This window comes from Bacillus sp. N13C7, from assembly GCF_026790065.1.
Lineage (GTDB): Bacteria > Bacillota > Bacilli > Bacillales > Bacillaceae > Bacillus.
The window spans coordinates 127559-149731 of record NZ_JALAMO010000004.1; the positions used below are offsets into that span (position 1 = coordinate 127559).

At 46.5% G+C, this 22173-nt stretch carries 21 protein-coding genes; 16 read left to right on the forward strand and 5 right to left on the reverse strand.

The window, feature by feature from the left end; genetic code table 11:
- Position 1 precedes the first annotated feature (1 nt).
- Both opuAB and opuAC read left to right on the forward strand, forming a co-directional pair.
- Positions 2-850 (forward strand): glycine/proline betaine ABC transporter permease subunit OpuAB, encoded by an 849-nt coding sequence (opuAB, locus tag MOB98_RS04475; RefSeq protein WP_003241221.1) that lies wholly within the window; start codon positions 2-4, stop codon positions 848-850.
- Complete coding sequence (opuAC, locus tag MOB98_RS04480) at positions 850-1731, forward strand: glycine/proline betaine ABC transporter substrate-binding protein OpuAC (protein WP_268360102.1); 882 nt, start codon at positions 850-852, stop codon at positions 1729-1731. Before opuAB ends, opuAC begins: the two co-directional genes overlap by 1 nt.
- A 38-nt stretch (positions 1732-1769) precedes the next feature.
- Here opuAC and MOB98_RS04485 read toward each other — a convergent pair whose 3' ends face one another.
- On the reverse strand, positions 1770-2921 hold the full coding sequence (locus tag MOB98_RS04485; protein ID WP_268360101.1) for a M20 peptidase aminoacylase family protein: 1152 nt from the start codon (positions 2919-2921) through the stop codon (positions 1770-1772).
- A 146-nt stretch (positions 2922-3067) separates the two neighbouring features.
- Here MOB98_RS04485 and MOB98_RS04490 point away from each other — a divergent pair, with 146 nt between their 5' ends.
- The 5 genes from MOB98_RS04490 (at position 3068) to MOB98_RS04510 (ending at position 10142) form a co-directional block, all read left to right on the forward strand.
- Positions 3068-4501: a YfcC family protein gene (locus MOB98_RS04490; protein ID WP_268360100.1), complete on the forward strand. Its 1434-nt coding sequence runs from the start codon at positions 3068-3070 to the stop codon at positions 4499-4501.
- A gap of 115 nt (positions 4502-4616) precedes the next feature.
- Positions 4617-5108 (forward strand): DUF6773 family protein, encoded by a 492-nt coding sequence (locus MOB98_RS04495; RefSeq protein ID WP_419901008.1) that lies wholly within the window; start codon positions 4617-4619, stop codon positions 5106-5108.
- A gap of 257 nt (positions 5109-5365) precedes the next feature.
- Complete coding sequence (gene amyE / locus MOB98_RS04500; protein WP_268360099.1) at positions 5366-7345, forward strand: alpha-amylase; 1980 nt, start codon at positions 5366-5368, stop codon at positions 7343-7345.
- A 172-nt stretch (positions 7346-7517) separates the two neighbouring features.
- Positions 7518-8483 (forward strand): L-lactate dehydrogenase, encoded by a 966-nt coding sequence (locus MOB98_RS04505; RefSeq protein ID WP_268360098.1) that lies wholly within the window; start codon positions 7518-7520, stop codon positions 8481-8483.
- Between the two features lie 33 nt (positions 8484-8516).
- On the forward strand, positions 8517-10142 hold the full coding sequence (locus tag MOB98_RS04510; RefSeq protein ID WP_268360097.1) for an L-lactate permease: 1626 nt from the start codon (positions 8517-8519) through the stop codon (positions 10140-10142).
- A 40-nt stretch (positions 10143-10182) separates the two neighbouring features.
- Here MOB98_RS04510 and bmr3 read toward each other — a convergent pair whose 3' ends face one another.
- Entirely contained in the window at positions 10183-11721 is a 1539-nt protein-coding gene (gene bmr3 / locus MOB98_RS04515) for a multidrug efflux MFS transporter Bmr3 (RefSeq protein ID WP_268360096.1), read from the reverse strand.
- 112 nt (positions 11722-11833) lie between these two features.
- Here bmr3 and MOB98_RS04520 point away from each other — a divergent pair, with 112 nt between their 5' ends.
- From MOB98_RS04520 to MOB98_RS04530, 3 genes are all read left to right on the forward strand, one after another.
- On the forward strand, positions 11834-12298 hold the full coding sequence (locus MOB98_RS04520; RefSeq protein WP_268360095.1) for a MarR family transcriptional regulator: 465 nt from the start codon (positions 11834-11836) through the stop codon (positions 12296-12298).
- A gap of 72 nt (positions 12299-12370) precedes the next feature.
- Positions 12371-13000 carry a LysE family translocator gene (locus MOB98_RS04525; protein ID WP_268360094.1) on the forward strand — a complete coding sequence of 210 codons (630 nt, stop codon included), beginning with the start codon at positions 12371-12373 and terminating at the stop codon, positions 12998-13000.
- Positions 13001-13069: 69 nt separating this feature from the next.
- Complete coding sequence (locus MOB98_RS04530) at positions 13070-13831, forward strand: YqcI/YcgG family protein (protein ID WP_268360093.1); 762 nt, start codon at positions 13070-13072, stop codon at positions 13829-13831.
- Position 13832: 1 nt separating this feature from the next.
- Here the strand turns inward: MOB98_RS04530 and MOB98_RS04535 are convergent, their stop codons facing one another.
- On the reverse strand, positions 13833-15173 hold the full coding sequence (locus tag MOB98_RS04535; RefSeq protein ID WP_268360092.1) for an amino acid permease: 1341 nt from the start codon (positions 15171-15173) through the stop codon (positions 13833-13835).
- A 129-nt stretch (positions 15174-15302) separates the two neighbouring features.
- Here MOB98_RS04535 and MOB98_RS04540 point away from each other — a divergent pair, with 129 nt between their 5' ends.
- Positions 15303-15899 (forward strand): DUF1989 domain-containing protein, encoded by a 597-nt coding sequence (locus MOB98_RS04540; RefSeq protein WP_268360091.1) that lies wholly within the window; start codon positions 15303-15305, stop codon positions 15897-15899.
- Positions 15900-16032: 133 nt separating this feature from the next.
- Positions 16033-16851, forward strand: coding sequence for an ammonia-dependent NAD(+) synthetase (nadE, locus tag MOB98_RS04545; RefSeq protein ID WP_268360090.1), 819 nt, complete (start codon positions 16033-16035; stop codon positions 16849-16851).
- 46 nt (positions 16852-16897) lie between these two features.
- Here nadE and tmrB read toward each other — a convergent pair whose 3' ends face one another.
- On the reverse strand, positions 16898-17491 hold the full coding sequence (tmrB, locus tag MOB98_RS04550; RefSeq protein WP_268360089.1) for a tunicamycin resistance ATP-binding TmrB: 594 nt from the start codon (positions 17489-17491) through the stop codon (positions 16898-16900).
- Between the two features lie 288 nt (positions 17492-17779).
- On the opposite strand from tmrB, the gene MOB98_RS04555 reads away from it, so the two are divergent.
- On the forward strand, positions 17780-18340 hold the full coding sequence (locus MOB98_RS04555; RefSeq protein ID WP_268360088.1) for a shikimate kinase: 561 nt from the start codon (positions 17780-17782) through the stop codon (positions 18338-18340).
- A gap of 25 nt (positions 18341-18365) precedes the next feature.
- On the opposite strand, the gene MOB98_RS04560 is transcribed toward MOB98_RS04555, so the two are convergent.
- On the reverse strand, positions 18366-19127 hold the full coding sequence (locus tag MOB98_RS04560; protein WP_268360087.1) for a class I SAM-dependent methyltransferase: 762 nt from the start codon (positions 19125-19127) through the stop codon (positions 18366-18368).
- A gap of 116 nt (positions 19128-19243) precedes the next feature.
- Here MOB98_RS04560 and MOB98_RS04565 point away from each other — a divergent pair, with 116 nt between their 5' ends.
- The 3 genes from MOB98_RS04565 (at position 19244) to MOB98_RS04575 (ending at position 22112) form a co-directional block, all read left to right on the forward strand.
- Positions 19244-20218 carry a LysR family transcriptional regulator gene (locus MOB98_RS04565; protein ID WP_268360086.1) on the forward strand — a complete coding sequence of 325 codons (975 nt, stop codon included), beginning with the start codon at positions 19244-19246 and terminating at the stop codon, positions 20216-20218.
- 71 nt (positions 20219-20289) lie between these two features.
- Complete coding sequence (cah, locus tag MOB98_RS04570) at positions 20290-21246, forward strand: cephalosporin C deacetylase (RefSeq protein ID WP_268360085.1); 957 nt, start codon at positions 20290-20292, stop codon at positions 21244-21246.
- Between the two features lie 83 nt (positions 21247-21329).
- Positions 21330-22112, forward strand: coding sequence for a nucleotidyltransferase domain-containing protein (locus tag MOB98_RS04575; protein ID WP_268360084.1), 783 nt, complete (start codon positions 21330-21332; stop codon positions 22110-22112).
- Positions 22113-22173: the final 61 nt, after the last annotated feature.

Consider the following 22173-nt stretch of genomic DNA (forward strand, 5'->3'; position numbering starts at 1 on the left):
GATGGATAGACTGCCTAGAATACCTTTAGCAGATATCATTGACCGTTTTGTTGACTGGATTACAATGACGTTTGGCGGATTCTTCGATGGAATCGCAAACGGTTTGGCCGCTTTTGTAAATGGAATTGTCAGCGGACTTGGATTTATCCCATCTATTTTGTTAACAATTATTTTCGCTGCACTTGCGTGGTGGATCAGTACAAGGGGAATTGCGTTATTTACGTTGATTGGTTTCCTCCTGATTGATTATTTAGGATATTGGGATCCGATGCTGCAAACATTGGCGCTTGTTTTGACTTCTGTCATTATTTCGATTGTGGTCGGTGTTCCGATCGGAATTTGGGCGTCCCAGAAAGAGACGGTTCGCCGTATTGTAACGCCTATTCTTGATTTAATGCAGACAATGCCTGCTTTCGTATATCTATTGCCGGCGATTTTCTTCTTTAACATCGGTGTTGTGCCGGGGGTTGTTGCATCTGTTATCTTTGCGATGCCGCCGACAATCCGCATGACTGTTCTCGGTATTAAACAAGTGCCGGCGGATCTGATTGAAGCGACTGAGGCGTTCGGTTCTACGACAGCTCAGCGTTTGTTTAAGGTTCAGCTCCCGCTTGCGACAAAAACCATTTTGGCCGGGATTAACCAGAGCATCATGCTTGCGTTATCAATGGTTGTTATCGCCGCAATGGTCGGTGCACCGGGACTTGGTTCTGAAGTATACAGCGCCGTTACACAGCTGAAAACCGGGGTCGGCGTAGAGGCCGGTATCGCTATCGTTATCGTTGCCATTACGCTGGACCGCATTACTCAAAATATTAAAGTGAAGAAGAAAAGCAGGGGGAATGCCTGATGCTTAAAAAAATCATCGGTATCGGCGTTTCCGCCATGCTGGCGCTCTCACTTGCGGCTTGCGGTTCAGAAAACGATGAAAATGCATCCGCAGCAGAACAGGTGAATAAGACCATCATCGGGATTGACCCCGGTTCAGGGATTATGTCCCTAACCGATAAAGCGATGAAGGATTATGACCTAGATGACTGGACGTTGGTTTCGGCGTCAAGCGCCGCGATGACTGCAACGCTTAAAAAGTCATACGACCGTAAGAAACCGATTATCATTACAGGATGGACTCCGCACTGGATGTTCTCCAGATATAAGCTGAAGTATCTCGATGATCCGAAACAATCTTATGGCAGCGCAGAGGAAATCCATACGATTACACGCAAAGGCTTCAGCAAAGAACAGCCGAATGCCGTAAAGCTACTGAGCCAGTTTAAATGGTCGCAAGACGACATGGGCGAAGTCATGATCAAGGTGGAAGAAGGCGAAAAGCCTGCAAAAGCCGCCGCTGAGTATGTGAAGAAGCACAAGGATCAGATTGCGGAGTGGACAAAAGGCGTTCAAAAGGTGAAGGGAGACAAAATCAACCTTGCCTATGTGGCGTGGGACAGTGAGATTGCAAGTACAAACGTTGTTGGCAAAGTCTTAGAAGACTTGGGCTATGACGTAACGCTTACTCAGGTAGAGGCCGGTCCAATGTGGACCGCGGTAGCGACGGGAAGCGCCGACGTATCCCTTTCCGCATGGCTGCCAAACACCCATAAAGCATACGCCGCCAAATATAAAGGCAAATATGACGATATTGGCACCAGTATGACTGGCGTGAAGATGGGGCTTGTTGTGCCTCAATACATGAAAAACGTCAACTCAATTGAAGATTTGAAGAAATAATGAAGAAAGCAGCCTGTAGCCAGGCTGCTTTTTTTGCGTTAAGAAGCGTTAGTGGCAGCAAGTGATTCCGCCTTCTGAAATGTTTTGAGCACGGCGTTCGCTAAAATGTGAATGCCGTTGAACATCGCATTTCTATCAAAGGTCATGTGCGGATGGTGGAGCCCCGGCTGGAGCCCGCAGCCTAGTCCGAGCATCGTTGTTTTCAGATTCGGCACCTTCACGGCGTAAAAATGAAAATCCTCGCCTCCAGTGGTGACAAGCGGTTCATCGAGCTGCTCAGCCCCGATGATATCTGTGATTGCTTCTGCCATGATTGCTTCAGCTTCTTTGTTTTGTGTTGCCGCAGGAAGGCTGTGCTCCTTTTGCAGCTCGATCTTTGCGCCGAATGCCGCAGCGGCCGCTTCACATGCTCTTTCTGTTTCGACGATTAACGTCTCCATGGCTTCATTGGTCTGTGCGCGCAAATCAAGGCTGAACGACGCTTTCCCAGGAATAATATTGGAGCTTTCCCCGCCGGCTTGAAGTTTGGTCATTTTGACGGTATGCGGGATTTTCGGGTCAATATGAATGAGCCCGAGCTTATGTACAAGAAAGGCCGCAACTTCAATGCTGTTTTTTCCAAGATGCGGACGCGCGCCATGGGCCTCCTCTCCGATAATTGTTCCCTCAATATGCTGGCTTGACCCGTGCAGAATAGACGGAGCACAGCGGCCGTTCTGTGTTTCCTGAATCGGACGGACGTGAACGCCGTACAGGTAGTCAACATCATCAAGCACGCCTTCTTCTATCATTTTCAAGGCGCCGCCGCCTTTTTCTTCTGCCGGCTGAAAGATAAAACGGATTGTGCCCTTCGGAAGCTCGGGCTGTTTTTTCAGCAGCATTAACGTGCCCAGCGCCATTGTCATATGTGAATCGTGTCCGCAGGAATGGTTGGCGCGGAATGTGCCATTGACCTCCTGCCACAGCGCATCAATATCGGCGCGTACCGCTACAACCGGTGAGCCTGAACCGATTTCGCCGACAACTCCGGTGCAGTCTGAAAAAGTCCGCGTCCGGCATCCTAAATCCTCCAGCTTTTGTTTAAGAAATGCAGTTGTCTCATATTCCTTCCAGCTGACTTCAGGGTTCGCGTGCAGGTGTTCGAAGATGTCCATAACAGCTTGTTTCATGTCATCGGAAAGCTTTTGCATGGGAAGAAGTACCTCCTTCTATCAAAATGAATTTCTCTTCTTTCCTTTATTTATATTGAAACAGGAAGATAGGCTGTATATAATATAGCACATATTGCAACTTTTCAGAATAATGATTATATTCAAACAGAGGGGATGGATCGAACATGAGTATGCCAGCAGCCGAAGCACAGCCTAAGAAAAAACGAACGACATTTAAAATGCCTGACGCCTATGTCCTCTTATTTATCATTGCTTTCATTTGCGCCGTTGCTTCATATGTTGTGCCGGCGGGAGAATTTGACCGCGTAACAAAGGGGGATGTCACGACTGCTGTTCCGGGAAGCTATCATTCAATTGAACAGTCTCCGGTCAGCCTGATCAGCTTTTTTACTTCTCTTCAGGATGGAATGGTCGGATCAGCGCCAATCATCTTTCTGATTTTATTTACAGGCGGCACCATTGCCATTTTAGAAAAAACGGGTGCCATCAACGGCCTGATTTACAATGTCATCAGCAAATTCCGCACCAAGCAATTATTATTTATTTGTATTGTCGGCGCATTGTTCTCCATTCTCGGAACAACCGGGATTGTCGTGAATTCAGTTATCGGTTTTATTCCCATCGGTATCATTGTTGCACGATCCTTAAAATGGGACGCGGTCGCTGGCGCCGCTGTTATTTACATCGGCTGCTACGCTGGATTTAACTCTACTATTTTATCACCGTCCCCCCTCGGTTTATCGCAATCCATCGCGGAGCTGCCGCTTTTTTCGGGGATTGGCCTGCGTGTTGTGATATACATATGCTTTTTGCTGTCTTCTATTATTTATATCTATCTTTATACAAGAAAATTAAAAAAATCAAAGGATGCCAGTGTGTTGGGGACAAATTGGTTTCCGGCGGCAGGAATGGGTCAAGCTGATCCAGAAGAAGATCAGTCAGTGCCGTTTACTGTTCGACATAAGCTGATTTTGGCTGTCGCGGGATTGTCGCTGATCGGGTTTTTATACGGCGCTTTAAAGCTGGGCTGGTCTGATTCCCAAATGGCTGCGACGTTTATTTTTATTTCTGTCCTTGCCGGTTTAATAGGCGGGCTTGCGGCAAACGATATTGCCAAAACCTTCATTACGGGCTGCCAAAGCCTTGTATATGGGGCACTGATTGTCGGGATGGCACGAAGCATTTCTGTCATTCTTGAAAATGGCAAGCTCCTCGATACAGTCGTGAATGCTTTGGCATCGCTTCTGGATGGATTCAGCCCGGTTGCCGGGGCGATCGGCATGTATATCGCCAGTGCGCTGCTTCATTTTCTCATCTCTTCAGGGTCTGGAGAAGCCGTTGTATTTATTCCCATCCTGGCACCGCTCGCTGATTTGATGGGAATTACGAGACAGGTTGCAGTGGAAGCGGTTATGCTTGGAGAAGGAGTCGTCAACTGTGTGAACCCGACATCCGGCGTCCTCATGGCGGTGCTTGCCGCCAGCGGCATTCCGTATATCAAGTGGCTGCGGTTTATGGTGCCGCTTGCTCTGATTTGGTTTTTGATCGGGCTTGTCTTTATTGTGATTGGCGTCTTGATCAATTGGGGGCCGTTTTAACGATTGCTGCCCGCCGGCTTGTACGGCGGGCTTTTGAGTTATTCATTGCAGAAGCGCAGGCTGTTATTGTAACATGTAAGCCATAAGCCATTCGTAAAATTGCGGGAGGAAGGTCATGAATAATCTGCGTAATAGACTTTCAGGCGTGAATGGGAAAAATAAGAGAGTAAAAGAAAAAGAACAAAAAATCTGGTCGGAGATTGGGATGATAGCGGGTGCTTTTGCGCTTCTTGATGTGATGATCCGCGGCATTATGTTTGAATTTCCGTTTAAAGAATGGGCTGCAAGCCTTGTGTTTTTGTTCATGATCATCTTATATTACTGCATCAGGGCAGCGGCATCTGGAATGCTCATGCCGAGAATAGACACCGAAGAAGAACTGCAAAAACGGGTGAAGCAGCAGCGAATAGAATCAATTGCGGTCGCCTTTGCAGTAGTGGTGCTTACGATGTACGACAGGGGGATTCCCCATACATTCTTCGCTTGGCTGAAAATGATCCTTCTTTTTATCGTCTGCGGCGGCGCTCTGTTTCTGCTTCGGTATGTGATTGTGAAGCTGGCTTACAGAAGGGCGATAAAAGAAGAAGCAGAGAAGAAATCATCTTAGTGAGATGGTTTCTTTTTTTTGTTTGTGAGGGGAACGTCTCACAGTTCGGGGGCAGCGTTTTCTATTTGGATAGGAATATAGATTTGAATTCTCTCTATCAAGTTGTTTTGCTGGGATGAATGTGATAATTTGAAATGTAAGCGTTAACAAAATTCTCCAGACTTCACATTCGTTTGAAAGGAGGAAGCGGAAGAATTAGTAAGAGGGATTTTTGACTCCACAGTAAGTTTTTAAAAATCAAATAAGGAGTGTCAAGAATGCTTGGAAAACGTTTTAAAACCTCTTTACTGCCGTTATTCGCTGGGCTTTTATTGCTGTTTCATTTGGTTCTGGCAGGACCGGCGGCTGCGGGTGCTGAAACGGCGAACAAATCGAATGAGCTTACAGCACCGTCGATCAAAAGCGGAACCATTCTCCATGCATGGAATTGGTCGTTCAATACGTTAAAACACAATATGAAGGATATTCATGATGCAGGATATACAGCCATTCAGACGTCTCCGATTAACCAAGTCAAGGAAGGGAACCAAGGGAATAAAAGCATGTCAAACTGGTACTGGCTGTATCAGCCGACATCGTACCAGATTGGCAACCGTTACTTAGGGACCGAGCAAGAATTTAAAGACATGTGTGAAGCCGCTGAAGAGTATGGCGTAAAGGTCATTGTTGATGCGGTCATCAATCATACCACCAGTGATTATGCTGCCATTTCCAATGAGATTAAGAGTATTCCAAACTGGACCCATGGAAACACACAAATTAAAAACTGGTCTGACCGATGGGATGTCACGCAGAATTCATTGCTGGGGCTGTATGATTGGAATACACAAAATACACAAGTGCAGTCCTATCTGAAACATTTCTTAGAAAGAGCATTGAATGACGGCGCAGACGGATTTCGATTTGATGCGGCCAAACATATAGAGCTTCCGGATGATGGGAATTACGGCAGTCAGTTTTGGCCGAATATCACAAATACATCTGCGGAGTTCCAATACGGAGAAATCCTGCAAGATAGTGCCTCCAGAGATGCTGCATATGCGAATTATATGAATGTGACAGCATCTAACTACGGCCATTCCATAAGATCTGCTTTAAAGAATCGCAATCTGAGCGTGTCAAATATCTCCCATTATGCATCTGATGTGTCTGCGGACAAGCTAGTCACATGGGTGGAATCGCATGATACGTATGCCAATGATGAGGAAGAGTCTACATGGATGAGTGATGACGATATTCGGTTAGGCTGGGCAGTGATTGCTTCTCGGTCAGGCAGTACGCCTCTCTTCTTTTCCAGGCCTGAGGGCGGCGGAAATGGTGTGAGATTCCCAGGGATAAGCCAAATAGGCGAGCGAGGAAGCGAGCTATTTAAAGATCAGGCCATCACTGCGGTCAACACATTTCACAATGTAATGGCTGGCCAGCCTGAGGAACTCTCGAATCCGAATGGAAATAACCAGATATTCATGAATCAGCGCGGGTCACATGGCGTTGTGCTGGCAAATGCAGGTTCATCCTCTGTCACCATCAATACGTCAACGAAATTACCTGATGGCAGGTATGCTAATAATGCTGGTGCCGGTGCATTTCAAGTAACGGATGGCAAACTGACAGGCACGATCAATGCCAGATCTGTGGTTGTTCTATATCCTGACGATATTGCAAATGCGCCTCACGTCTTCCTTGAGAATGTCAAAACAGGAGTCACCCATTTTTTCAATGATCAACTGACGATTACCCTGCGTGCAGATGGGAATACAGCAAAAGCTGTGTATCAAATCAATAAAGGGCAAGAGACAGCGTTTAAGGATGGAGACCAACTAACGATAGGAAAAGGAGATCCATTTGGAAAAGCATACACCATCACATTAAAAGGAACGAACAGTGAGGGCGTAATGAGGACTCAGGAATACAGCTTTGTAAAAAGAGATCCGTCTTCGGCCAAAACAATTGGCTATCAAAATCCAAACCATTGGGGCCAAGTAAATGCTTATATCTATAAACATGATGGGGGCAGGGCGATAGAATTAACCGGATCCTGGCCCGGAAAACCTATGGCTAAAAATGCAGATGGAATTTACACGCTGACGCTGCCTGCGGATACGGATACAACGAACGCCAAAGTGATTTTTAATAATGGCAGCGCCCAAGTGCCCGGTCAGAATCAGCCCGGCTTTGATTACGTGCAAAACGGGTTATATAATGACTCAGGCTTAAGCGGTTCACTTCCTTATTGAGGGCAAGCGATCAGAGGAAAAAACCAAAAGAAACCATCCTAGATGGTTTCTTTTTTGTTCATAAATCAGACAAAACTTTTCTCTTGCAATAGTTTGTGAAATGTTGCACAATATAAATGTGAAATACTTCACAAACAACATCAGAGAAAAACATACCCTGGAAGGATGATTAATGATGAACAAACATGTAAATAAAGTAGCTTTAATCGGAGCGGGTTTTGTTGGAAGCAGTTATGCATTTGCGTTAATTAACCAAGGGATCACAGATGAGCTTGTGGTCATTGATGTAAATAAAGAAAAAGCAATGGGCGATGTGATGGATTTAAACCACGGAAAGGCATTTGCGCCGCAACCGGTCAAAACATCTTTCGGAACATATGAAGACTGCAAGGATGCTGATATTGTCTGCATCTGCGCCGGTGCAAATCAAAAGCCTGGTGAGACACGCCTTGAATTAGTAGAAAAGAACTTAAAGATTTTCAAAGGCATCGTCAGTGAAGTCATGGCGAGCGGATTTGACGGCATTTTCTTAATCGCGACAAATCCTGTTGATATTCTGACTTACGCTACATGGAAATTCAGCGGCCTGCCAAAAGAGAGAGTGATCGGAAGCGGCACAACACTGGATTCTGCGAGATTCCGTTACATGCTGAGCGAATACTTTGGCGCAGCGCCTCAAAACGTGCACGCGCATATTATCGGAGAGCACGGTGATACTGAGCTCCCTGTCTGGAGCCACGCGAATGTCGGCGGTGTGCCTGTCAGTGAACTCGTTGAGAAAAACGATGCGTACAAACAAGAGGAGCTAGACCAAATTGTAGATGACGTGAAAAACGCAGCTTACCATATCATTGAGAAAAAAGGTGCGACTTATTATGGCGTTGCGATGAGCCTAGCCCGCATAACAAAAGCCATTCTTCATAATGAAAACAGCATTTTAACTGTCAGCACATATTTGGACGGGCAATACGGCGCAGATGACGTGTACATCGGCGTTCCGGCTGTCGTAAATCGCGGAGGTATTGCAGGCATTACTGAGCTGAGCTTAAATGAGAAAGAAAAAGAACAGTTCCTTCACAGCGCAGGCGTCCTTAAAAACATTTTAAAGCCTCATTTTGCAGAACAACAAGTCAACTAAAAATGCAACTATAGAGTAAAGGGCTGATTGTCAATGTGGGAGCAGTTGTATGATCCGTTTGGAAACGAGTATGTGAGCGCACTCGTGGCGCTCACTCCGATTCTCTTTTTTCTATTGGCTTTAACTGTTTTTAAAATGAAAGGCATTCTTGCGGCATTTCTTTCCCTAGCCGTCAGTTTCTTCGTCTCTGTTTTGGCATTTCATATGCCGGTTGAAAAAGCAATTTCTTCTGTTTTACTTGGAATCGGGAGCGGGCTATGGCCGATTGGCTACATCGTCCTGATGGCGGTGTGGCTGTATAAAATCGCAGTGAAAACCGGTAAATTTACCATTATTCGTTCCAGCATTGCCGGCATTTCGCCTGACCAACGATTACAGCTATTATTAATTGGTTTTTGTTTTAACGCGTTTTTGGAAGGCGCGGCCGGTTTTGGTGTTCCGATTGCGATTAGTGCGGCACTGCTCGTCGAACTTGGATTTAAACCGTTAAAAGCGGCGGCGCTCTGCTTGATTGCCAACGCAGCCTCCGGAGCCTTTGGGGCGATCGGGATTCCTGTGATCACAGGGGCGCAGATTGGTGATTTGTCTGCTCTTGAGCTGTCACGGACTTTGATGTGGACGCTGCCGATGATCTCATTTTTCATACCGTTTCTGCTTGTTTTCCTATTAGACCGAATGAAAGGAATCAAACAGACATGGCCTGCCCTGTTGGTTGTGAGCGGTATCTATACAGCGGTTCAGACGCTGACAATGGCGGTGCTCGGGCCGGAATTAGCAAACATTTTGGCGGCCTTATTCAGTATGGGCGGGCTTGCGCTCTTCCTCCGCAAGTGGCAGCCGAAAGAGATCTACCGTGAGGAAGAGGCCGGCGATGCTGGTGAGAAAAAGGCATACAGTGCCGCTGACATTGCGAAAGCGTGGTCTCCCTTCTACATTTTAACTGCGGCGATCACCATCTGGAGCCTTCCTGCCTTCAAAGCGCTTTTCCAAGAAGGCGGACTGTTATATCAGACAACCCTTCTATTGAAAATTCCTTTTCTGCATCAGCAAATTATGAAAATGCCGCCGATTGCGCCATCTGCCATGCCGTTAGATGCAGTCTTTAAAGTCGACCTGCTGTCAGCGACTGGTACAGCAATTTTAGCGGCAGTCATCGTGACAGGGCTGTTCAGCCAAAACTTCTCTTATCGGGATGCCTTTGCTTCCTTGAAGGAGACTGGAAAAGAGCTGTGGGTGCCGATTATGACGATCTGCTTCGTGATGGGATTTGCCAATCTGGCCAACTTCGCAGGGCTCAGCTCTTCAATTGGGTTGGCACTGGCGAAAACAGGAGACTTGTTCCCGTTTGTCAGTCCAGTTCTCGGCTGGATCGGAGTGTTCATTACGGGTTCTGTTGTCAGCAATAACGCTTTGTTCGGACATTTGCAGGTTGTCACCGGAGCGCAGATCGGTGCGGGTTCTGATTTATTGTTAGCTGCAAATACAGCGGGCGGGGTGATCGCGAAACTTGTTTCTCCTCAGTCTATCGCCATTGCCGCCGCAGCGGTAGGCCAGACTGGCAAGGAATCTAAACTGTTTAAACGGACAGTGGCGTACAGCCTGATTCTGTTATTGATCATTTGTATATGGACGTTTATTCTAGCCAAATTAGGAGTGTAATAAAAAAAGCAGTACATGCCAGCCATGTACTGCTTTTTTGTTAATTTGCTTTCTTCTCCATTTCCGCTGTTGTTTTTACTCTGGCTTTACCCATAAACAAAACGGTAACTGCCGCGAGGACAATCGGAATCAAAGCGAGCAAAAAGACATATGTGATGCTTGATGACATCGCGTCAATGATGCGATTGAGGATCGCCTCAGGAATTTGGGAGCGTGTTCCTGCTTGGAAAATCTCCTGCGGGTCGCCGATATTTTGCGCGGCGCCAGAGCCCGCTGAGCCTTTCATGCCGCTGAAGGCGTCGCTCAGCTTGTTTGTGAATACGTTTGTTTGCACCGTTCCGAAAATAGTGACGCCCAGGGTCATCCCGAATGACCGCAAAAATGAATTTGTAGAGTTTGCCGACCCCCGAAAACGAGGTTCAAGATCATTCATTGATGCTGCCGGAAGCAGGGAGAAGTTAAAGCCTACCCCAAATCCTGAAATCATCATAAAGACGGTCAGCCAAACCCGTGCTGTGTCAGGCGTCATGTTGGATAGAAGCAGCATGCCGATAAAGAAAGCCGTTACAGATATCAGCATCAAATTGCGGAAGCTTGCCTTCGTTTGGAAGATCCCGCCGATCATGCTCCCGATGACTGACCCAATCATCATCGGCGTCAAAATGAAGCCAGCGCTCGTCGCTGAGCTGCCGTATACCGCCTGAACGAAAATCGGAATAAATACCGCTAAAATAATGAATGTTCCGCCATACAGGAATGCGAGAATCTGCGCTGTGGCAAACAAACGGTTTTTAAACATCCAGAAAGAAATAATCGGCTCTTCCGCTTTTCTCTCCACAATAAAAAAGGCAATGAAGAAAACGGCGAATACAATAAACAGGCCAATGATCTGAATGGAATTCCAATCGTATGTTTTGCCGCCAAGCTCAAGGGCGAACATCAGGCATACAATAGATACGACTAATGTAATCGCACCGCCCCAGTCAATTTTCTGTTTTCTGTGCTCCAAAGATTCTTTGTAGTAGCGAATAATGAAAAACAATGACAATGCACCGATCGGCACATTAATGTAAAACACCCAGTGCCAGCTGATCGCATCTGTAATGATCGCGCCTAACAGCGGCCCAAGAACACTTGATAATCCGAATACAGCACCGAACATGCCGGACATTTTTCCGCGTTTTTCCGGCGGGAACAAATCAAAGATAATGGTAAAGGCAATCGGCAGGAGCGCCCCGCCTCCAATCCCTTGAATGGCCCGGTAAATGATCAGCTGATTCATCGTCTGTGCAATTCCGCATAAAGCCGACCCGATTAAGAAAAAAATAAGTCCAAACAGGAAAAAGCGTTTTCGGCCGTACATATCGGAAAGCTTTCCGTAAATCGGCATTCCAGCCATGACCGCCACCATATAGGATGCCGTCACCCAAGCGAATTTATCAAAGCTCCCAAGATCCGCTACGATGCTGCCCATTGCGGTCGCAACAATCGTATTGTCCATTGCAGACATCAAGATGCCCAGCAGGAGACCGAGGACCACAAATTTAGTGGAAGCCTGTTTTGCTGATGTGGTGTCCATTTGCTCTACCTCCTCTTACTTTTCTATGTAAGTTCTGCTATCATGATAATAGTTTGATCGTTAAATATCTCGATTATCAAGATAAATTTGATTCTATAGGGAGGACTGTCAGTTGTCAACAAGAAATTCCAGAAGTGAGTTGGAAAAGACTGCCGTTCAGCTTTTTCGGAAATTGGGCACGAGAACGGTTCTGTTTCATCAGGCAGCCGCTCAGGCTCTCGGTCTATTTCCCACCGATTTGAAATCAGCTGACATCTTAAATGAAGCGGGACCGATGACGGCCGGAGAGCTGGGGAAAAAGACGGGCCTCAGCACGGGTTCAGTCACGGCGCTTGTTGACCGGCTGGAAAAAGCGGGGTATGTGGCTCGTGAAAAGGACCCGAACGACCGCAGAAGAGTTATCATCGTTCCGTTGACAGCCTCGAAAAAACATGTGAAGGATTTGTTCCGCTCTCTGTCAGAGTCGACGATGGATTTGTGCCGCGAGTATACGGAAGAGGAACTGGAACTCATTTTCAGCTTCGTAGGCAAAGCTGCCGATATTATGGAGGAAGAGCTTAAACGTCTGAAACAGTAACAAAATTGTGCATAGCTTGGCCCGTTCCCGAATAAATTGTACAAGTTACGTAAGAGAAGGGAGTACGGGCCGGTGAACATTTTTTTGAGCTATATTGTGCTGGGACTGTCCTTGTCTGCGCCTGTGGGACCAGTGAATGCGGCGCAAATAGACAAAGGAATTAAAAACGGTTTTTGGCATGCATGGATTTTTGGTTTAGGCGCCATGACAGCGGACGGACTGTACATGCTTTTTATCTATTTCGGGCTGTCACAGTTTTTGACCGCTCCATTCGTGAAAACATTTTTGTGGCTCTTCGGCTTTTTTGTTCTGACCTATACCGGAATTGAAACACTGAAAAATGTTAGAGAACCGATGGATGTGCGAAGCTCGCGGGGAAAACCGTCATACAGGAAAACGTTCACTTCGGGTTTTCTTATTTCACTCTCAAATCCTTTGAGCATCCTTTTTTGGCTTGGAATTTACGGAAGCATTCTTGCGAAAACAGCAGAGGCCTACAATATGAATGAGCTTCTGATCTATAGCTCCGGCATCATGATCGGCATATTAATTTGGGATTTTTGCATGGCTATTACAGCCAGCATGTTCAGAAATCTGCTTCATGAGAAGCTCTTGAGAGGATTAACCGGAATTGCAGGTATATCCCTTCTTGTATTCGGCTTTTACTTCGGTTATCAGGGCATCAAACAGTTATTGGGCTGATTCATGAAGGACAGTCACCCGACGCCTCCAGTTTTAATATAGTATTCAGACGATACTGGAGGTGGATCAATGGTGAAGGGGATTTACACCAAAAGTTTTCTGGAACGTATGCAAGAAGAGCTTCCTGAATGGCAAAGAATCGCTTTTGAGCTGCTGGCAGAAACTCTGGCGGACGACGCGGATACATTTCCGTGCATTCCCGGACGCCAGGCGTTTCTGACTGATCAGCTTCGGATTGCTTTTGCCGGAGATCCGCGGGAAAACCGTACAGCGGAGGAACTGGCTCCGTTGCTTGCGGAGTACGGCAGGATATCGCGGGACACGGGAAAATACGCATCCCTCGTTGTGTTGTTTGATACTCCGGAAGACTTGGCGGAGCATTATTCGATTGAAGCATATGAAGAGCTGTTTTGGAGCTTTTTAAATAAACTGAGTCATCAAGACAAAAAAGAGTGGCCGGAAGACATTCCGGCCGATCCCGAGCATTATAAATGGGAGTTTTGTTTTGACGGTGAGCCGTACTTTATTCTGTGTGCTACACCGGGGCATGAGGCGAGACGAAGCCGTAGCTTTCCCTATTTTATGATCACGTTTCAGCCAAGATGGGTGTTTGATGACTTAAATGGATCAACCGCATTTGGCCGCAACATGAGCAGGCTGATCCGCTCCCGGTTAAAAGCCTACGATCAAGCCCCTGTTCATCCGCATTTAGGCTGGTATGGAGGAAAGGATAACCGTGAATGGAAACAGTATTTCCTCCGTGACGACGAACAACAGGTATCAAAGTGCCCGTTTTCTTATTTAAAAAACATGTTCAACAAAATGAAATAAATCACGGGCTTGCAGGGCTGTCTTTATGTCCCTGCTTTTTTTGATAAATCATGGTAACGATGGCAATGACCACGAGAAAACCAATGCTCACAAAAAAACCGGGCCGGCTTGATTTTTCAAACAGTGTACCGGATACAGCCGCTGCAATCAGAACCATCGCTAAATATATTTGCGTTTTTCCCATTCCTTCAGGATCAGTCAGCTTTTTGCTGGAGAACAGGATAAACAGCCAAGTGTATAAAAGCATAAGCCCCGCAGCAGTCGTCATGTGCTCATAAATGTTTTTGGGCAGCACTAAAGACAGAATGATGGATAGGACAAGCCCCGCAAACGTCAGTCCCAGTGCCGGCCAGCATATTTTTTTGCCTTCCTTTAAGGTAAAGCATTTTGGCGCGTCACCGTCATCAGCCATCGTACAAAGCAATGTCGTAACGGCAAAAAGCGAAGCAACGAGGGTCGAGAATCCGGCGATGATAAAAATCCCATTAAATATATCAAGGATGATCTCAAGGTTATATCCTTTTAATGACGTAATGAACGGGCTGTCCTGCTCAGTAAACCTGTGTAATGGAACAAGCAGCAAGGCCAGTCCAATCGAAATAATATAAATAATCGCCAGCGTCGCCAGCATCAGTTTTCCTGATTTAGACGCTTCTTCTGGTTTTTTTAAGTGAACCGCCATCAGCCCCATGACTTCAATTCCGCCAAATGCGTAAAACGCGTAGATTAAGCCTGTCCACAGCCCCATGGCACCATATGGGAAAAACTCACTCGTCTTATTTGGAACCTGTACATCGGGCCTTCCGCCGGACAGGATGCCGCATAATGCCAGGATGGCAATGACAATGAACATAAAAATAGCGGCTGTTTTGATGACCGCCAGCACGTTTTCTGTCTTCTCAAAAACAGACAGCCCGGTAAAGATAATCAGTAGCCCAAGTACCGCGTAGATTGAAGCAAATACCCATAGCGGCACCTGAGGAAACCAGTGCTTCGTAAATAACGAAATGGCTGTCAGCTGGCTTCCGGTAATCAGCATTTCTGATGACCAGTACACCCAGCCGTTGCTGAAGCCGGCCCACCTGCCAAACGCTTTTCGCGCATACGCACAAAACGAGCCTTTTTCAGGCTGCTTTGCCGACAGCTTGGCAAGCTGCTCGAATACAAAATACGTGCCGATCGCCCCAATTAGAAATGAAAGCAGAACGGAAAAGCCGCTTTTGACTATTGCAATGCTGGAACCGAGAAAAAATCCTGTTCCGATTGTGCATCCTATCCCGATTAATGACAGCTGCCACCAGGCTAGATTTCCTTTTTGCTGATCTTTTTTTGTTTGACTCATAATCATTTCAACCCCTTTTATCTAAGGTTAGATTGCGACCCGCCCGAAGCTTATATACATCGGATTTTTGCCTCTTTTTACATGGAGAAGGCGGAGGACGCTCATACTAATGAAAAAAGGAGCGAGCCGATGACACAGCAATATATCGTGGAGCCGAAGAAAGGGCTTGGGCTGAAACTGAAAAAGGGGCAGATTTTGAAGGTGGTTGATGTTGAAGGGCAGCAGGTTGCTGATTTTGTCGCGTACCATGCCAAGGATTTTTATGAGCACCTCGATCAGGGCGCGACAATTGATGCAAATCACTCCATTCATGTGAAAGTCAACGATCATATCTACTCGAATCTGTACAAACCGATGCTGACGCTGATTGAGGATACGGTCGGCAAGCATGATCTGCTACTTCCCGCCTGCCGTCCTGACATGAACAGGCTCTTATACGGCAAGCAAAAGGATGAGTTTCAGGATACGTGCTATGACAATATGAACCGTGCGCTTGAGCAGTTTGGCGTGCCGAAGCCTCACATGCATTATCCGTTTGCGATTTTTATGAATACTGTCCTTGATGAGAAAGGGAACTTGTCTGTGGAAACGCCGCTTTCGAATGCCGGTGATTATGTAAGGCTTCGGGCAGAAATGGATTTGGTTGTCGCGTTTTCTTCCTGCCCAATCGAAAAAGGAAAGTGCAATGGCGAAAGTGTCACGTCTATACGCGTGGAAGTCAGCTGATCTCTCTTGTTCACTGTGAATGAAGACCTGTGCTATATTTAATAGGGATACATAACTGGCATGATTCATTTTCATCAATTAGGGGAAATGATCAAATAAGTAACAGCGAAACTGTACAGGAGGAATGATTGGGATGAGCATGCAGGAAAAGATTATGCGTGAATTACATGTAAAGCCCTCAATTGATCCAAAGCAAGAAATTGAGGACCGAATCAATTTTTTAAAACAATATGTAAAGAAAACCGGCGCTAAAGGCTTTGTATTGGGAATCAGCGGCGGACAGGATTCAACTCTTGCGGGGCGCCTTGCCCAGCTTGCGGTGGAACGCATTCGCGAGGAGGGCGGAGACGCTCAATTTATCGCGGTCCGTCTTCCGCATGGCACACAGCAGGATGAAGACGATGCCCAGCTTGCTTTGAAGTTCATTAAGCCGGACAAATCATGGAAGTTCGATATTAAATCGACCGTCAGCGCTTTTTCTGATCAATATGAGCAGGAAACGGGCGATAAGCTGACTGACTTTAATAAAGGAAACGTAAAAGCAAGAACAAGAATGATCGCTCAATACGCGATCGGCGGACAAGAAGGCCTTCTTGTCATTGGCACTGACCATGCCGCTGAGGCTGTGACTGGTTTCTTTACGAAGTACGGTGACGGCGGAGCGGACCTCCTGCCGCTGACTGGATTGACGAAGCGTCAGGGAAGAAGCCTGCTGAAAGAGCTGGGTGCACCGGAACGCTTATACTTAAAAGAACCAACTGCCGATCTGCTCGACGATAAACCGCAGCAGGCGGATGAAACAGAGCTTGGCATTTCCTACGAGGAGATTGACGATTATCTCGAAGGGAAAGAAGTATCAGCGACAGTGTCAGAAGCGCTGGAAAAACGCTACAGCATAACTGAACATAAACGTCAGGTTCCGGCGTCTATGTTTGATGACTGGTGGAAATAAGATAAAGAAAGCCCGCTCTCAGAGCGGGCTTTTGTGTGTGCAGTCTTTATTTGAAGCGGATATGATTCAGCTTTATCAGTAATCTGTCAGTGAACCTTTGGAGACTGCCCCTCTTGTCAGGGTCTAATGGAAGATTGGCTCTCGCGGCAATGGCTTCTGCCGCATCCTGAATCGACAGGCTGTCTGTTTCAATGTGGTCCGCAAAGATTGGTGATGATAATCCCTCAATACAGCGGTCAATTTGTTTGGCTGCCCATGAGTTTTTTCCTTCCGCTCTTGTGCGCAGCCGTTTTAACAAGGTTTCCTTTGAAGCCATCAGCGTAAAATGGTGAACGGTTCTGCCGTCCTGTCTGAGTCTGCCGATGATCTCATTGAAGTATTCAGGATGTACAATCGTCATGGGCACAATAATGATCCCGCGGTATGTATCGGTCAGGGAGGCAAGCAGGCTGTAATTGAACGTCCGCCATAAGGGATAGCTTTGAAAATCGTCCTCCGCGATCTCCGGCGGTATCATGGAGCGCATCGCAAAACCCATTTTCTCAGGATCATACACGTAGGATGGTTTCAGCCTTCTATGCAGTTCGAAAGCTGTTTGTGTTTTTCCGGAACCAAAAGCCCCGTTTATCCATATAATCATCGCCATCTCTCCCTTCCTATTTATCATACAAAAAAAGGCCCTTCCAACGAAGAGCCAGCGGCAAAAACATAAAGGCAGAAGATTTTAATGCTTTTTTGCGTCGAAGTATTAAAATATCTGCCGGAATGTTGTACAATGAATGTCATTCAGGCAAAAACGGTTGAACGGCAAAGCGAAGATGATAGGCTTGAACAGTAAAGGGCGGGAAAGCCGCTATCTATATAAATATTCGCTAATTAAGCATATAATGAATATAAAATTTCATTCCTTAGGAGGATTTCGCCGAAGATGAACGCTAAACGAGCCATCCCAGTAAGAGAAAGAAATATCGTCCTGATCGGATTCATGGGTGTAGGAAAAACAACAATCGGCCAATTGGTCGCGAAAAAATTATATAGAGATTTTATCGATATTGACCAAGAGATCGAAAAGGATTTCAATATGTCAATTCCTGAGATGTTTGAGAAAAAGGGAGAAGACTTTTTCCGGAAAACGGAGAAGGAATATATTTTAGACATCTGCCATCATAAACGATTCAAAATCGTATCTCTGGGCGGCGGATCTTTTAAACAAGAGGAAATTAGAAAGTGCTGTCTGGAAAACTGTCTCGTGCTTCATCTGGACCTGTCATGGGAGAACTGGAAGCAGCGCGCGGATTTATTGATCGAGAGCCGTCCTGTACTGCATAACCGTTCAATGGATGAAATGGAACAGCTGTTTAATGAAAGAAAAGTCATTTATGACAAGCACAATTCAAAAGTGGCAACAGACAACCTCTCCCCGGAAGAGGTTGCCGATTACATTGTTGAGACATTAAAAATTGGCTGGGATCTTTATCAGCCGATGTAAAAAGCCGTGCGCTGCGCACGGCTTTTTATCGTTTTATCCCTTGTATCAAAATCGCTTTTAAACAAAAAGAGTGGGGCTCTCCGTTTCGGTTTAATGTAATACAGAACGTGTCGCGTGCTTCGTCTGATGCGTGATTCAAGTGGGCAATGATTTGTTTTTCCCGGACAGCGGGGGTTCCACCCCGTTTGATCCAGTTTTTGTATTGAATCGGCAAATTCCACTTTTGGATGTCTTGATAGGCCAGCTGATTAGCGATGAACATCGACTGCCATTCAGATAGGGAGCTCTCCCGCACGTGGGATGGATCTCGGAGCCGGTTCAAATGATTGACAAACTCATCAAGATTGGGATCTTCAGGCGCGTAATGGTCAACCAAGAGAAAACGTCCGTCCTTCTTCAGCACGCGTGCAACTTCAGTGATGGCTTTGCGAACATCTGAAAAATGGTGGGCCGCGTATCGGCAGGTGACGATATCAAATGAATCGTCGGGGAAGGGGAGTGACTCAGCCGTTCCTTGCCGAAAGCTTATGTTTTCCGCTCCTTTTTCTTGCGCAAACGAGGATGCAACCTCGACCATTTCCTTCGTCGCATCAACGCCGATGCATTCCTGTACATATGGGGAAAAAGCCAGCGCCGTATGGCCGGCACCCGCTCCGATATCCAGCACCCGCTGCTCTGCCCGGCATTCCGCCGTTTTGATCATCAACCCCAAATCTTCCCCCTCGGCAAATACCTTCTCATCCCGATACATCTCGGCGTTTTTAGAAAAGGGTGTTTCATTTGTCATCAAAACCATCTCCTTTTTTTTGCAAATGTTAATATGGATTATGTTAGCAACTTCTGTTATGATTCGTCCAAGATATAAAAATGATAAAAACGATAGGTTCAACCTATGGAGGCTGTATGGATATTAAAGTGATGGAATACGCAGCGGAAATCGCCAGGCACCAAAGCTTTACAAAGGCAGCGGAGCATCTTCATATCGCTCAGCCATCTCTCAGCCAGCAAATCAAAAAGCTTGAGGCTGAGCTGGGGCTTACTCTCTTTCACAGATCCCACGGCTCTGTTACGCTGACACCTCACGGCAGGCGTTTCATTGAAAAAGCCGAGAACATCATTCGTTCCAGAGATGACTTGCTCCGGGAAATGCAGGAGCGGTCGCAGGGGCTCGGGCACAAGCTCTCCATTGGAATTCCCGCTGTAACGGGGAGATATATCTTTCCTCCTTTGCTGAAGCAATTTTTGGCGCGCTATCCGCATGTGGAGGTTCAGCTAGTTGAAAAAGATCCAGTTTCTTTAGAGGAGATGACGGCAAAGGGAGAGGTTGATCTATCTGTATTATCTTTGCCGATTGAGGATGAGCGGCTATCTATTACACCCTTGCTCACGGAGCCGATTGTGCTGGCAGTGCCGAGAGAAAAACAAAGGTGGATGCCGCCGGAAATGATCACGCTGATTGATAAGGCGCTTGAAGAAGAGGAAGGCCGTCAGCCGTGTGTGCCGCTTGAAATGGTGAGACACGTTCCTTTTATTCTCTTAAAAGAAGGCTTTGGTTTTCGCAGGACAGTTCTCGACCTCTGTGCGGAAAGCGGCTTTAAGCCGAATACAGCTTTTAAGACGAGCCATATTGAAACCGCGCAATCCCTTGTGGCCAATGGGTTAGGCGTGACAATGGCGCCGAATATGGTCAGAAGGGATAAAGATCCGGGAGTAATCTATTTATCTATACAATCCGCGCCATCACGCACCCTCGTCTTTGTATTTTTAAAGAACCGCTACGTCAGCCTGACAGCTCAGGCCTTTATGGTACTGAGCCAGGAAAGTCTTAAACAAACGTTTGATGAGGACAGCCTGGAAAACAAGAGTGAAAATATTTAGAAAATTATACGGGAACGTGGTAGTATAAGAATACAAATTAAATCTTATAAAACAAAGGAGAATAATCGGAAATGCAACTATTCGATATGCCGCTCGACCAATTGCAAACGTATAAGCCTGAAAAAACAGCTCCGAACGATTTTTCTGAGTTTTGGAAATCATCTTTGGATGAACTTGCGAAAGTCCAAGCAGCACCTGATTTACAGCTGGTTGATTATCCTGCTGACGGAGTAAAAGTGTACCGCCTCACATATAAAAGCTTTGGAAACGCCCGCATTGCCGGATGGTACGCGGTGCCTGACAAGAAAGGCCCGCATCCGGCGATCGTCAAATATCACGGTTACAACGCAAGCTATGACGGTGAGATTCATGAAATGGTGAACTGGGCGCTCCACGGTTACGCCGCATTTGGCATGCTTGTCCGCGGTCAGCAGAGCAGCGAGGATACGAGTATTTCTCCGCACGGTCATGCTTTGGGCTGGATGACGAAAGGAATTCTTGATAAAGATACATACTATTACCGGGGAGTTTATCTGGATGCCGTCCGCGCGCTTGAAGTCATCAGCAGCTTTGAGGAAGTCGACGAAACAAGAATCGGTGTGACAGGCGGAAGCCAGGGCGGCGGCTTGACGATTGCCGCAGCGGCTCTGTCAGACATTCCGAAAGCCGCGGTTGCCGATTATCCTTACTTAAGCAACTTTGAACGGGCTATTGATGTGGCGCTTGAACAGCCATACCTTGAAATCAATTCCTTCTTTAGAAGAAATGGCAGCCCGGAAACAGAAGAACAGGCGATGAAGACACTTTCATATTTCGATATTATGAATCTCGCTGACCGAGTGAAGGTGCCTGTCCTGATGTCGATCGGACTGATTGACAAGGTCACGCCGCCTTCTACCGTGTTTGCCGCCTACAACCATTTGGAGACAGAGAAAGAGCTGAAGGTGTACCGCTATTTCGGACATGAGTATATCCCTGCCTTTCAAACAGAAAAGCTTGCTTTCTTTAAGCACCATCTTAAAGGCTGATAAATGTGAAAAGCCGCCGCACATCATCAGGCGGTTTTTTTCTGCAAACTGCCGGAATGAGAACAGACTGGAGACGAATAGATATGAAACAAAGGATCATTGATGAATTGAAACGAATCGAGCGATCATACGGAGTTAAAATCGTATACGCCGTTGAGTCAGGAAGCCGCGCATGGGGATTCCCGTCGCAGGATAGTGATTATGATGTCCGCTTTATCTATGTGCCGAAAAAGGAGTGGTATTTTTCAATTGTGCAGGAGCGGGATGTCATTGAGGAACCGATTCACGATTTACTGGATATCAGCGGCTGGGAGCTGAGAAAGACGCTGCGTCTCTTTAAAAAGTCAAACCCCCCGCTCCTTGAATGGCTGTCCTCAGATATCGTGTATTACGAAGCTTTTACGACCGCAGAGCAGTTAAGAAAGCTGCGGACGGAGGCATTTAAGCCTGAAGCAAGCGTGTATCACTATATCAACATGGCGAGGAGGAACGTTAAGGATTACCTTCAAGGGCAAGAGGTCAAAATCAAAAAGTATTTCTACGTGCTTCGGCCTATTTTGGCCTGTAAATGGATTGAAAAGCACGGAACCATTCCGCCAATGGACTTTACGGTTTTGATGGATGAACTTGTTGCTGAACCCGAACTGAAGGCAGAAATGGAAACCTTGCTTGAACGGAAAAGAAGAGGCGAGGAGCTTGACCTCGAAGCAAGAATCGATGTCATTCACCAATTCATTGAAACAGAAATCGAAAGAATCATGGAAGTGGCAAAAACGCTGAAGGCAGAAAAAAAGGATATCACAACCGAATTGAATCGTTTGTTAATGAATACGGTTGAAGAAGTGTGGAAGGATGGAGGAAGCTGATGTTTTTTGTCGCTTCCTTTTCTCCTTTATTCGACAAGATGTCCCCCGACTTTCTAACTAT

What these genes read in the sequence shown, in the direction of transcription:
- bmr3 (WP_268360096.1), bottom strand. Translation starts at nt 11,721, where the DNA reads ATGGACACCACATCAGCAAAACAGGCTTCCACTAAATTTGTGGTCCTC.
- MOB98_RS04485 (WP_268360101.1), bottom strand. Translation starts at nt 2,921, where the DNA reads ATGCAAAAGCTTTCCGATGACATGAAACAAGCTGTTATGGACATCTTC.
- MOB98_RS04535 (WP_268360092.1), bottom strand. Translation starts at nt 15,173, where the DNA reads ATGAGTCAAACAAAAAAAGATCAGCAAAAAGGAAATCTAGCCTGGTGG.
- tmrB (WP_268360089.1), bottom strand. Translation starts at nt 17,491, where the DNA reads ATGATTATATGGATAAACGGGGCTTTTGGTTCCGGAAAAACACAAACA.
- MOB98_RS04540 (WP_268360091.1), top strand. Translation starts at nt 15,303, where the DNA reads ATGACACAGCAATATATCGTGGAGCCGAAGAAAGGGCTTGGGCTGAAA.
- MOB98_RS04490 (WP_268360100.1), top strand. Translation starts at nt 3,068, where the DNA reads ATGAGTATGCCAGCAGCCGAAGCACAGCCTAAGAAAAAACGAACGACA.
- MOB98_RS04505 (WP_268360098.1), top strand. Translation starts at nt 7,518, where the DNA reads ATGATGAACAAACATGTAAATAAAGTAGCTTTAATCGGAGCGGGTTTT.
- MOB98_RS04560 (WP_268360087.1), bottom strand. Translation starts at nt 19,127, where the DNA reads ATGACAAATGAAACACCCTTTTCTAAAAACGCCGAGATGTATCGGGAT.
- MOB98_RS04530 (WP_268360093.1), top strand. Translation starts at nt 13,070, where the DNA reads ATGGTGAAGGGGATTTACACCAAAAGTTTTCTGGAACGTATGCAAGAA.
- cah (WP_268360085.1), top strand. Translation starts at nt 20,290, where the DNA reads ATGCAACTATTCGATATGCCGCTCGACCAATTGCAAACGTATAAGCCT.
- amyE (WP_268360099.1), top strand. Translation starts at nt 5,366, where the DNA reads ATGCTTGGAAAACGTTTTAAAACCTCTTTACTGCCGTTATTCGCTGGG.
- opuAB (WP_003241221.1), top strand. Translation starts at nt 2, where the DNA reads ATGGATAGACTGCCTAGAATACCTTTAGCAGATATCATTGACCGTTTT.
- MOB98_RS04565 (WP_268360086.1), top strand. Translation starts at nt 19,244, where the DNA reads ATGGATATTAAAGTGATGGAATACGCAGCGGAAATCGCCAGGCACCAA.
- nadE (WP_268360090.1), top strand. Translation starts at nt 16,033, where the DNA reads ATGAGCATGCAGGAAAAGATTATGCGTGAATTACATGTAAAGCCCTCA.
- opuAC (WP_268360102.1), top strand. Translation starts at nt 850, where the DNA reads ATGCTTAAAAAAATCATCGGTATCGGCGTTTCCGCCATGCTGGCGCTC.
- MOB98_RS04575 (WP_268360084.1), top strand. Translation starts at nt 21,330, where the DNA reads ATGAAACAAAGGATCATTGATGAATTGAAACGAATCGAGCGATCATAC.
- MOB98_RS04555 (WP_268360088.1), top strand. Translation starts at nt 17,780, where the DNA reads ATGAACGCTAAACGAGCCATCCCAGTAAGAGAAAGAAATATCGTCCTG.
- MOB98_RS04510 (WP_268360097.1), top strand. Translation starts at nt 8,517, where the DNA reads ATGTGGGAGCAGTTGTATGATCCGTTTGGAAACGAGTATGTGAGCGCA.
- MOB98_RS04495 (WP_419901008.1), top strand. Translation starts at nt 4,617, where the DNA reads ATGAATAATCTGCGTAATAGACTTTCAGGCGTGAATGGGAAAAATAAG.